At 38.7% G+C, this 11,983-nt stretch carries 9 protein-coding genes and 1 pseudogene; 9 read left to right on the plus strand and 1 reads right to left on the minus strand.

Features of this window, described 5'->3' with window-relative positions; genetic code table 11:
* Both UC75_RS05090 and UC75_RS05095 read left to right on the plus strand, forming a co-directional pair.
* Positions 1-431, plus strand: a 431-nt coding sequence (locus tag UC75_RS05090) for an ANTAR domain-containing response regulator (protein WP_228137096.1), incomplete at its 5' end; no start/stop codon positions are given.
* Positions 432-1,454 carry an ABC transporter substrate-binding protein gene (locus tag UC75_RS05095; RefSeq protein WP_049836909.1) on the plus strand — a complete coding sequence of 341 codons (1,023 nt, stop codon included), beginning with the start codon at positions 432-434 and terminating at the stop codon, positions 1,452-1,454. It abuts the gene before it with no gap.
* Between the two features lie 25 nt (positions 1,455-1,479).
* Here UC75_RS05095 and UC75_RS19245 read toward each other — a convergent pair.
* Positions 1,480-1,575, minus strand: a pseudogene (locus UC75_RS19245) (hypothetical protein); the annotation flags it as partial.
* A gap of 500 nt (positions 1,576-2,075) precedes the next feature.
* Between UC75_RS19245 and sbnA the strand changes: the two are divergent.
* The 7 genes from sbnA to UC75_RS20260 form a co-directional block, all read left to right on the plus strand.
* Positions 2,076-3,080 (plus strand): 2,3-diaminopropionate biosynthesis protein SbnA, encoded by a 1,005-nt coding sequence (gene sbnA / locus UC75_RS05100; protein WP_031948605.1) that lies wholly within the window; start codon positions 2,076-2,078, stop codon positions 3,078-3,080.
* 21 nt (positions 3,081-3,101) lie between these two features.
* Positions 3,102-4,115, plus strand: a complete 1,014-nt coding sequence (gene sbnB / locus UC75_RS05105) for a 2,3-diaminopropionate biosynthesis protein SbnB (RefSeq protein WP_003652251.1) — start codon at positions 3,102-3,104, stop codon at positions 4,113-4,115.
* 71 nt (positions 4,116-4,186) lie between these two features.
* Positions 4,187-5,827 (plus strand): IucA/IucC family protein, encoded by a 1,641-nt coding sequence (locus tag UC75_RS05110; protein WP_128825197.1) that lies wholly within the window; start codon positions 4,187-4,189, stop codon positions 5,825-5,827.
* A 3-nt stretch (positions 5,828-5,830) separates the two neighbouring features.
* Positions 5,831-7,036, plus strand: coding sequence for an MFS transporter (locus UC75_RS05115; protein WP_049836911.1), 1,206 nt, complete (start codon positions 5,831-5,833; stop codon positions 7,034-7,036).
* Positions 7,033-10,560, plus strand: a complete 3,528-nt coding sequence (locus UC75_RS05120; protein WP_049836912.1) for an IucA/IucC family protein — start codon at positions 7,033-7,035, stop codon at positions 10,558-10,560. The genes UC75_RS05115 and UC75_RS05120 overlap by 4 nt, the downstream gene beginning before the upstream one ends.
* Positions 10,553-11,323 carry an HpcH/HpaI aldolase family protein gene (locus tag UC75_RS05125; RefSeq protein ID WP_049836913.1) on the plus strand — a complete coding sequence of 257 codons (771 nt, stop codon included), beginning with the start codon at positions 10,553-10,555 and terminating at the stop codon, positions 11,321-11,323. Before UC75_RS05120 ends, UC75_RS05125 begins: the two co-directional genes overlap by 8 nt.
* A gap of 154 nt (positions 11,324-11,477) precedes the next feature.
* Positions 11,478-11,983: TonB-dependent receptor plug domain-containing protein (locus UC75_RS20260; protein ID WP_228137097.1), on the plus strand; the 506-nt coding region annotated here is incomplete at its 3' end.

Raw genomic sequence — 11,983 nt, forward strand, 5'->3', positions numbered from 1 at the left:
TCGATATGGATCATCCTCACCGCGACATTATTGAAAGCTGTGTCAGTAGCTATGATCTACCTACAGTCCTGTTCACTAAAAATTCAGATAAAGACACCATCAAACAAGCCATCGATGCAGGAGTAACTGCTTATATCGTCGATGGCATAGACCCTGCCCGCTTACATACCATTTTAGAAATCTCGATCGAGCAATATAAAAAACACAAAAAACTCGAAGGCGATTTAAAAGAAGCTCAAACCAAACTTGCTGACCGTAAGGATGTTGAAAAAGCTAAAGTTCTACTGATGCAATTGCATGGACTACCTGAAGAAACTGCATTTCAGCTTCTTAGAAAAAATGCGATGAGTCACCGGATTACGATTGGAGAAATGGCACGGCGTTTACTTGAAGCTCAAAAATTACTTGGCAACCAACTAAAGGATGAATAAATGAGCACATTAGAAAAGACTCAATTACAACTCGGCTATATTCCTTTGCTTGATTGTCTTGCATTACTTTGGGCAAAACAAAGAGGCTTCTTTGAAGAAGTTGGTTTAGACGTCACTTTAGTTAAAGAAGCATCATGGGCAAGTCTTCGAGACCGTTTGGCTTTTGGGTTATTAGATGCAGCGCACTGCTTATCTGCAATGTTACCTGCGGCGGCTGTAGGCACAGATCAAATTGGCACGCCACTGCAAACATCACTGGTTTTAAGTGAAAACCGTGCTTTCATTAGCTTAAGTCAAAAACTTACTCATCAACTTACAATTAAAGAAAATGATACGGCTCAAATAACGGCGCAAAAAGTGGTGAGCTATCTTGAACAAGGTCACTCTATTTCGTTAGCGCATGTGTTTAAGCATTCTATTCATCATTATTGTTTAAGAGAATGGTTGGCTTTAGCAAATCCAAAAATCGCGCAGTCTATTCAGCTCAAAACATTACCGCCACCTTATATGGTCGAAGCACTCGATAAACATGTGATTGATGGTTTTTGTGTGGGTGAACCTTGGAATACCCAAGGTGAGCTTCTTGGTTTAAGTAAAATGATCTGCTCAAGCCAAAACATTATTCCTCCTGTGGCTGACAAGGTTTTAGCCGTAACACAGGAATGGGCAAATCAGCACCCACAAACACTAGTCGCGCTTACCGCAGCAATTATGAAAGCCCAACAAGAATTGAGTGAGTTCCAAGACTTTGCTCCGATTTTAAAGTTATTGGTTGAGTTTGAAATTGTTCGTTTTCATTGCTCAGAAGAAGTGCATGTCGATAAATATTTTAAGATTCAGGAAATTGTTCGACATCTAGTAAAAGAAAGTGCGCTTCCAAAAGTAGAAGACTTTTATTGGCTGCTTGAGCAAATGCAAAAGTGGGATGAACTTCAAATTGACCAAGCACAAATCACAAGCTTGGGTGCTCAATGCATTAATCTTGAGGCTTATGAACAAGCCAAACAGCGATATTCTTCATAAGTAATCTAAGAGTCAAATCAGCATAAAAAAAGCTGTCTTTTATAAAAAAGACAGCTTGAAAGACCCATAAGACAAAATGCGAAACACGCATTACTATATTTTCTAGGCTCAACTGATCCATTGAAAATATAGCGCTTATGGAAATGATCATATCTATCTAAACATATCATTTTCAGACATTTTCATATCAATAACTGCCACATCATCAATTTCGTTAATCATTATCAACCTGTTAAGAAAGTACTTAAAATAGTCCTCTCTTTTTGTGCATTAAATCTCTCTATGATCTCTACAAAATAGTGATACACAAATTATGTGGGTCAGGTCATAAATTTTATTGCTTCAAAGTAATTTCAAACATCCGTCTTAATTAGATTAATTTTTTTAGTTAAAAAGTAATTTATTGCCTATCTACTTATATTTAAAACATTTATTAATTTTTATCTTTATAAAATATAAATATTACGATTCAAATAATTACACAAAAAAAATTAGTGAAAAATCCTATAAGTCCCCCCTATTTTGAGTTACAAACCGCAACAATCATGGCACAAATGGTAATAATAATTAAATTAATAATCATTATCATTCACATCACATAAAAACCTGAGAAGATCTACCATGATCCATGAAAATATTCTCGACTGCATAGGTAAAACGCCACTATTACAACTATCAAGGCTATTCACGCATCAATCGATCTCAGTGATTGCGAAAATGGAATTGTTAAACCCAGGAGGAAGTATTAAAGATCGTCCAGCATTATTCATGCTACAGGAAGGTTTAAAATCTGGAGTAATTAATAAAGATAGTCATATTGTTGAAAGTTCATCAGGAAACTTAGCGATTGCGCTTGCAATGGCATGCAAAATATATGGATTAAAATTTACTGCCGTTATTGACCCAAAAATTGCCTCAGCAAACTTACAAATGCTGAAGCTTTACAAAGCCAACATCGAAATGGTCTCTGAAAAAGACCAAAACGGTGGTTATTTAAAAACCCGAATTGACACCGTAAAACGTCTCTGCCAACAACTGCCAAATGCAGTCTGGATTAACCAATATGCAAATCCAAACAACTGGAAAAGCCACTATTTTGGTGAAGCAGAAGAAATCCTAAATCAAATTGATCGCAAGATTGATTACCTCGTGATTGGAGCAAGTACCTCCGGCACGATTATGGGCGTGTCTCGTCGTCTTAAAGAAAGATTTCCAGAATTAAAAGTAATCGCAGTCGATATTGTCGGCTCTGTACTGTTCGGTGGCACATCTGGTCCACGCGAAATTCCCGGTATTGGGGCAAGTACTGTCCCACCGCTACTCTCCCCCGATGAAATTGATGATGTCATTTATGTCGATGACTATGAATCGGCACTTGGTTGTAGAGAACTTCTTGAACACGAAGGAATCTTTGCAGGTGGTTCAAGCGGCTCATCTATTTCAGCCATCAAAAAACTGATTCCAACCATTCCCGAAGGTTCATGCGTCTTAACGCTTTTACCAGATCGCGGTGATCGTTATCTCGATCTGGTTTATGAAGATGAATGGTTCGAAATGATCAAGAAACGTCACTTCAATCGAAACTTACGACGTCAAGAAAACCTTACTTTACAAAATGTTGTTTAACCCTCTCCTTAGGAAATATTCATGAGCAATTTGGCTACCCTTCGCTATTTAAGTCAATCAGATTTATTAAATCTTGGCGCAAATCATAGTAATTCATTTATTGAAGCGATTACTGAAGGTTTAACGCTGCATGCGAATAAACAGTTTGTACAACCCTTAAAACCATACCTTCGCTGGCAAGGTGCAGACCATATTGCTGACCGTATTATCGCTATGCCTTGTTATTTAGGCGGTAATGACCCGATTGCCGGAATTAAGTGGATTGGTTCAAGACAACATAACCCTAAAAAATTCAATATTCCGCGTGCCAGTGCACTGATTGTTTTAAATGACTCAGAAACAAATTATCCAGTTGCGGTGATGGAAGGCAGCTTAATTAGTGCTATGCGAACTGCTGCAATTACGGGTGTTTCGATTAAATATCTAGCAAAAAAAGACTTTTCAGACATTACTGTAATTGGCTGCGGACCAATTGCGCAAATGCAGATTAAGACGGTACTTGAACAATATGCTCAAGTGAAAAAAATCCATTTATTTGATGTGAACCCTGAAGCGGCTGAAAAACTCAAAGCATTGTTCTTATCAGAATATCCACATCTAGAAATTGAAATTCATGACAGCGCTAAGTCTGCGATTCAGCAAGCTGATGTCCTCATTACCTGTACCGTTTCAGATAAGCCTTACATTCCATTTGAGTGGCTTAAAAAAGGCTGCTTTGTTTCAAACATTTCAATTATGGACATTGAACCTGAAGTCTTCTTAAAAGTGGACAAAGTGATTGTAGATGACTGGGACCAATCAAACCGAGAAAAGAAAGTCATCAACGTGCTGGTTGAAGATGGCTTATTCAGCCGTGAAAAACTACATGCTGAACTTGGCGACATCATTATTGGTCATAAAAACGGCCGCGAACACGAAGATGAAATCATTTTGCTCAACCCAATGGGCATGGCAATTGATGACATTGTCTGCGCTAAGTGGTTCTTTAATGCCGCACAAGAGCAAAACGTTGGCACGGTTCTACCACTTTTATAAGAATAGGAATAACTAAAATGTTAGATCGGATTTACACAGCACAACTACAAAAAACGATAGATGCACTCTACATGGAGAATTATGGAGATTTTAAAGATCATATTTCCTATAAAAAGCCTTATTTGGCAGTTACTCTCAATGATGAGTTGGAACTCTATTTCAACTGTTTAAAAGTAGATGGTGTAAATCCTTTCTATGTTACCCAACCCGAAATTTTGCTTCATAACCTGTTGAGCAATACGACATCTAAAATTTCGATTTCTGAAGTTTTCAACTATTTAACGAAAGCAACTTGGTGGCCGTCACCACACCATCAAAAAGCGATTGATTACTGGCTAGACAACTTAGTAACGGCTGAAAAAATTCCTCAAATTTTACAGTCAGCCCTTTCATTTTCTTCGCCTTTGATTACTAGTGAATTGCTATCGCTGGTAGCTGACCGTCCATTTCATCCATTCGCTCACTCAAAAGGTGAACTCGCTCCGCTCACAACTCAAAAAGAAATTGAGGTGTACTGGTGGGCATTTAAGAAAGATGACGTGATCAATAATATGGAGTCGATTCCTCATAAAGAGCTTCTGTTAGCAGAAGCTGAGGAAAGTCTGATTGCTGACAAAATGGCTCAGCTTTCAGATGACTACTTAGCCCTACCTTTGCTAGAGACTCAACATCGCTATTTAAAGTTTGATGAAAATAAGTACGGTGGTATTGACCTAAACCATGTCACCACAATTGGTTTACCGACATCTTCTTTAAGAACGCTTATTCATAATGCAAACCCTACTCTGCATTTAAAACTCTCAACCAATGCCAAAACATTAGGTGCAATCCGCTCTATGCCAGGCCGTTATTTAATAAATGGTCATACGGCTTATGATTTTTTAAATGAAGTCATTAATGAAACTGCTTTAATAAAAAATCGTCTCTTTTTGAGCAATGAAACCCACTGGTGGGTGCTCGGTAAACAAGAGCCGATTGTAAAAAATTTAGGTGTAATCGGTTGCCAAGTCAGACATTTACCGGATCTTTGCCAGAATCAAAACGTTACACCAATTACTATGTCAGCTTTAAGCTGTCCGTATGTTGACCCTTGGGAAACTTTAGGCGTTGAAGGTGACAAATGGTCATTACTAAAAGACTTAAGTGTTCATTTTATTCAAACATTCTTAACGCTTTGGTCGAAAGGCATCATGCCTGAATGCCACGGACAAAACACCATGGTGTGTTATGAAAATAATAAGTTGAAATGCTTTATTTTACGTGACCACGATACCTTAAGAATATGTACCACAGCCATTGAAGAAAATGGTTTTACACCTCCGGTTTATACCATTGATACCAGCACACCAAACAATCTTATCTTTACTAAAAATGAAGACTTATTTAATTACTTCATTACCTTAGGGATTCAAATTAACCTCTACCCGATTGCTTTAGCTACGTTGAAATATACGGATCGTACAGAAAGCGATTTTTGGGAGATGGTTCAAGACATTATTCATGATTTTGTAGAAACCCAACCCATTTCAGAACAAACAAAATCGCAAATTCAAACCTATCTTTTTGACAATAAGACTTGGCCATTCAAACAGCTACTTACGCCTTTACTTGCGCAAGAAAGCGACTCAACCGGCATGCCAAGTAAAATCGGAACTACGCAAAACCCTTATCACAGCTTATCTGTTTCTAGCTATGAGACCATGGATATCTAAATCATGCGCTCATCTCGCCTAGATCATTTCATTATTTTGCTCTGTCAGTTTTTTTCCACTTTTGGGCTAATGGTGCTTATTCCGATCATGCCGCTTTATATGGAAAAACTGACGGCGCATATGAGTGCTCCCACTATCTGGGCAGGTTTGGCACTCGCAGCTCCGGCTATTGGCAGCTTATTTACAGCACCGATTGTGGGCCATCTATCCGACACATTTGGCCATAAAAAAGCCTTGTTACTTTCGCTGGCGGGATTCTGTATTTCAATACTGCTTATGGCCAGTGCTCAGCATTTATACCTATTTATTTTCGCGCGAATTTTACTCGGTTTTTGCGGTCTTTCCGTGATTTTAAATGCATATGTTTCATATCTCTCGAATGAGCAACAACGAGGTGCCGCTTTTGGGCAACTACAAAGTAGCGTAGCGCTCGCTTGTCTATGTGGCCCCGTACTCGGCGGAATATTTATGGATCAATGGCGGGTTGAAGTATTACTTAACGCGACAGCTTTTGTTGTGATGACACTCATTGTGATTGCGTCATTTGTATTAACCAATCCCGTTAAAACCGAAACCACAAAAACCAAAGAGAAATCTAAGCTTCCAGCTTTCTTTGATAGAACGCTTTTTTCATGGTTAAGCGCCGGCATTTTGGTTCAAGCCGGCGGTTTTGGTTTGGTGTCTTGCTTCGTTTTATACATTAGTGAAATAAGCCAAAGCACTCACTCATCGTTATCTGCTGCGAGTTTAACGGGCACCATTCATGCGCTTTCATGGGGAGCAGCCTTTGTTGCTGCAACCTATTGGGGGAAAAGAAATGATGATAAAGGAGACTCTTTTAATAACTTCATTTACGCATCTTTAATTTGCGGCATCACGATATTCGCATTGATATGGGTTTCTAATCTCTGGCTGATTCTTGTATTACGACTCATACAAGGTTTTTGCTTTGCAGCCCTTATTCCTTCGATCTTACACACAATTTCTCTAAAAGCTGGCGCTCAAAGCCAAGGAAAAGTGATTGGTATTTCTAACAGTGCCTTTGTCTTAGGACAGCTTATTGGCCCAATCACGATCACGCTCACCTACTCATTTTTCAATATTACCGCTGCATTAATCTGCACCTCACTATTTTTTATCGGTGCGGGATTAGTAGTGATTTTGAACAGATTCTTAATGGATACAATTTTAGAAGAGGCACAAGAATGAACTCAATTATTACAACAGATGCATGGTCTTATAAACTTTTCGAACAGTACCTGAATACTTTCTTTCGTGAACTCAAAGTGAATCTTGAAGAGCACATTATTCCCTCTCAAGACTCTCCTTTATTCATACTTTATGCGGAGCAACCAGACACACTGTATTTTGCTTATACGTTTAATGCATCTAACACGATTGTTTATGGCGCAGTTCAGCACTTATCAACCACTGGCTATCACAGATATCAACGTGGTTTTGTCCTGCAAAACTTACACGACAATACATTTGACTCACTCACCGACCCTAAACAGTTAGTGAAACTGATTACAGATGAACTGAATAATTTATTTAAAGATAAAAACCAAAATAAGAATCTGTATTCCGATATTGCCAATAGTATCGATAACACAAAATTCTTTTTAGAAAATAAGCCTTCCCAATCAGCAACTAAAGAGTTAAGCGGTTTTCAAGCAACCGAACAAGGCATGTTATATGGGCACCCTTTTCATGTGACCTCTAAAGCCAACTTAGGTTTTTCTAAAGAAGACATGAAAAAATATAGTCCTGAGTTAGGCGCAAGTTTCCAACTCCATTACTTTGCGGTTCATTCTTCTCTAATCCAAAAACTTGTAAGTGAGACCGAACCTTCTCACCATATTGAAAATGAAGTTTTAGAAACTGCAAAAGAGCGTTTGCAAGAAAACTTAGCAAATTATGAATTGATGCCAACTCACCCTTGGCAAGCCAACTTCTTACTTCAACATCCTTCTTTAAAGAAATATTTAGATAGCCAAGACGTGATCTATCTGGGAGCTTTAGGTCAAACCGTATGGCCGACCTCATCCGTTCGTACAGTGTGGTTACCTCAATCGAACCTATTCTTAAAACTCTCTATTGATGTACGAATTACCAGTTTCATTCGTAATAACCCAATGGATGAAATGGAACGTGCGATTGATGCGAGCAAAATTATTATTAATCACAAGATTAATGAACAATATCCAGACTTTGTGATTCTGCCGGAGTTAGAAGCAAAAACAGTCAAAATTCCAGAGCTTGAAAGTTCATTTGGCATTATTTATAGAGCGGGACTCGCTTCTGATGTATTAGAAAACACCCGAATGCTGGGCGGTTTGGTTGAAGAAAACGAAAACCATGAGATTCCCCTCTTAAGCTTTATTCAAAAAGCAGCACCGAATCAGAACTTACAATCGAAAGATGCCAAAGATTTCATTACTTTTTGGTGGAAACAGTACGTTAAAGTTTCACTCATTCCATTAGTTGAGTTGTTTGCAAATAAAGGCATTAGCGTAGAAGCTCACATGCAAAACAGTTTAATGGAGTTTAAAAACGGTTATCCACATCGTCTTATTCTTCGAGATATGGAAGGCATTAGCATTGTTCCAGAAATGATAGAAGACGACTCATCTATTTCTGAAGATAGCACTGTTTGGTTCTCTCAAAAAGATGCTTGGACCTTTTTAAAATATTACCTCGTGATCAATCACATTGCTCATCTCATCAGTGCAATTGCACGCGTTACGGCCATTGAAGAATCTGAGCTTTGGCAAGCCACACGCCTTACGCTCACACAAGAAAAGTTTAGCGCCAAAGGTCAGCAGTACCGCGACTTATTAATTAATTCACTCACATTACCAATCAAGGCAAATATGTTAAATACGCTCTACCACAGTGGTGGTAATCCAATCTGGATTGAAGTTGAAAACCCTATTTATAAATATCGCGGTGCAGAAGCGCTTAGCCCTCTTCAACCAACCCAACAAACCAATTATAAAACCCTCGCGGAAAATCGCGTAACGAGTCAATTATTAGAAGCACTCATTTTTGAAAATACTTTTAAATACGAGTTTTCTAAAGGTCAGATCAAGTTTTATATTTCCGATACTGTTTTCTATACTTGCGCGGCCAAACGACATTTCAGTTTTAAACGAATTAAGTTAGATCCTTCAAGCTTAGTCCGTTCTGAAATTACTTTAAATGCTGAAACTCACCCTAACTTAAAAACGCTACTTGCTGACCTAAAAAATATTATTGAAGCTGACCCAGTTAAATGGCAAAACTTTAATGATGAACTCAATTTAACTTACGTTAAACATGCGCAAACTTTGAGCCAAGCCCCTGCTCAACCTTTAAGAACCTTGCCTTACCTAGAACAAGAAGCACGAATTACCAACGCGCATTTATATCATCCAAGTTTTAAGTCTCGTATCGGCTTCGATTTAAAAGAAAATCAGAAATACGCACCCGAGCTTTCTCAAGGTTTTACGGTTCAATGGGTGGCAACTCATAACAGTTTATGCAAACTGATATTAAGTGAAACCATTAACTTAGAACAGCTTTATAAACAGCATTTTTCAGAGAAAGATCTACAAACTATTAATGATCAATTGAAAGAGCAAAATGTAGATTTTAAAGATTATATTCTCACCCCAATTCATCCGTGGCAGTGGGATAAAATTATTGAATTATATTATCAAGATGCAATTAGCAACCAACTGATCATCCCGTTAGATATTGAAGGTCCGACTTACTTACCTCAACAGTCGATTCGGACCTTATCGAATATTAGTGATATCTCGGCGCTTTCTCTCAAATTGGCCATGAACTTGGTCAATACCTCTACCTCTCGTGTATTGGCACCGCATACCGTTCAAAATGCGGCGAAAATGAGTGACTGGCTGTATAACATTGTTGAGCAAGATCATATTTTAGAGAAACAGCGTAAGCCTGTTATTTTAAGAGAGATTGGCGGTCTTTCAGTGAACCAGCAGATTGCCCTTCCTGTTCAATACGGCGCACTTGCCTGCATTTGGCGCGAAAGTATTTACAGCTACTTAAAAGAAGGTGAATCTGCCACTCCAGTAACAGGTTTAATGCAAGTTGATACGGACCAAAAACCGCTAATCGATGAGTGGATTCAAGAGTACGGTATCGAGTTCTGGTTAGAAAAATTACTCACCAATGCTTATTTACCCATCATGCATATTTTATGGTGCCACGGCCTCGCTTTAGAATCACATGCACAAAATATGGTACTGATTCATAAAAATGGCTTACCCGTTAAAGCGGCCTTGAAAGATTTCCACGATGGAATTCGTTTTAGCCGTCATCTTTTACGTGAGCCAGAGCTTTTACCTAACTTGCAAGATGCACCAAAGGAACATGCCAAAATTAACCCGAACTCGTTCTTGGAAACCCACTCTCCAAATGAGTTAAGAGACTTTACTCAAGATGCACTTTGGTTTGTAAATTTGGCCGAGTTAGCAATTTTCTTAAATGAACATTATGACTTCGATGAAATCAAATTCTGGACCATGTTAAGAACTATTATTAATCAGCATAAAGAAGCTCACCCAGAGTTTGCCGAACGATATGAATTGTTTAACTTTACAGATGACACTATCGATATTGAACAGCTCGCAAGCCGCCGCTTCCTTCCTGAAATTCGCTTAAGAGTACAAACCACACCTAACCCGCTCAGCCTTATTAAGGAAATTGAATATGAATAAGCATTCGATTTCTTTTAAGAAACGAATAGCAAATGGCGAGATGCTCTACGGAATATTTTGTTCCGTAGCTTCTCCGATTAATGTCGAACAACTGGCACTCGCGGGCTACGACTTTATTATTATCGACTTGGAACATACTTTATTTAGTACGTCTCAAGTCGAGACCATGATTTTAGCCGCTAGAGCTATGTCTCTTGATGTGTTTGTAAGAGTACCTTTAAACGCTAACCACCTAGTACTACCTCTGCTCGATGCAGGGGTAACAGGTATTGTGTTTCCGCGTATTGAAAATGCTCAGCAAGCTCAAGAAGCTGTGAACTATTGCCACTATATGCCGCTTGGGCAAAGAGGACTGAATTCGACTAGATTAAATCGATACGGCATAGATGATTTAGCAAGTTTTGTTCAACAGGCTGCAAACGAGACTGTTGTCATTGCTATGATTGAAAGCTTAGAAGGACTAGAGCAGCTAGATGAAATATTAAAAGTCGAAGGCATCGATATTATTCTTGAAGGTGCTGCCGACCTTTCTCAATCGATGGGAATGCCGTGGCAAACCAGCCATTCGCAAGTCAAAGAGAAAGTTCAAGAGATGTATACAAAGACTAAAAATAGTCAAAAGCATTTCTGTGCTATTCCCCGACAACCTGAAGATATTGCAGCTTGGAAACAGCAAGCTGTTCAGCTTTTTGTACTCGGGGATGACCGCAGCATTATTCGCCGTGCCCATCAAAATCACCTAAATACTTTTAAAGAAATCTAATCACTATTCAATTTTTTGGGGGAATAGACACCTACTCCCCTAATTCATTGAATAAATTTCAAATATATTATTTTTAAGCAATTAATAATATTGTTAATTACAATGATTCTCATTTATAATTCGCTCAATTTAAAATCACTCTCAGGGCGAGATAATGGGAAATAAGATAAAAAGTAATAAACTTTTTACAAGAAAGTCTGAAGTTAAAAATATCATTCCACTTCTTTCACTTGGTGGAGCTATTTTCCTTTCAAACTCAGCATTTGCAGCTTCACCTGCTGAAACCACAGAAACAGAAAAGAAACCTGAAGCACTCCCTACAATTACAATTACTGCTTCACGTGCAGATGAACTCTCTACCTCTGCCAAACAAGTCACCAAGTTAGATGAAAAACAAATTGAACTTTTAAGAAATGGTTCATCTGGAAGTATTGCGACTGTTTTAGCGAAAGCCGTACCGGGCCTATCGGACTCAAGCCGAACCATTACCGATTATGGTCAAACCTTACGTGGCCGTAATGCCCTCATCTTAGTCGATGGCGTGCCGATGAATCTAACGCGCGATACATCACGTGGACTTTCAGCCATTGACCCTGAAAGTATTGCGAACATTGAAGTGATTCGCGGCAGTAACGCAATTTATGGCGGGGGTGCTGCGGG

The organism is Acinetobacter sp. V2, assembly GCF_001188385.1.
Classification (GTDB): domain Bacteria; phylum Pseudomonadota; class Gammaproteobacteria; order Pseudomonadales; family Moraxellaceae; genus Acinetobacter; species Acinetobacter oleivorans.

Excerpts from the sequence above, each read along its gene's own strand:
- UC75_RS05095 (WP_049836909.1), top strand. The coding sequence starts at position 432 with ATGAGCACATTAGAAAAGACTCAATTACAACTCGGCTATATTCCTTTG.
- sbnA (WP_031948605.1), top strand. The coding sequence starts at position 2,076 with ATGATCCATGAAAATATTCTCGACTGCATAGGTAAAACGCCACTATTA.
- sbnB (WP_003652251.1), top strand. The coding sequence starts at position 3,102 with ATGAGCAATTTGGCTACCCTTCGCTATTTAAGTCAATCAGATTTATTA.
- UC75_RS05110 (WP_128825197.1), top strand. The coding sequence starts at position 4,187 with ATGGAGAATTATGGAGATTTTAAAGATCATATTTCCTATAAAAAGCCT.
- UC75_RS05115 (WP_049836911.1), top strand. The coding sequence starts at position 5,831 with ATGCGCTCATCTCGCCTAGATCATTTCATTATTTTGCTCTGTCAGTTT.
- UC75_RS05120 (WP_049836912.1), top strand. The coding sequence starts at position 7,033 with ATGAACTCAATTATTACAACAGATGCATGGTCTTATAAACTTTTCGAA.
- UC75_RS05125 (WP_049836913.1), top strand. The coding sequence starts at position 10,553 with ATGAATAAGCATTCGATTTCTTTTAAGAAACGAATAGCAAATGGCGAG.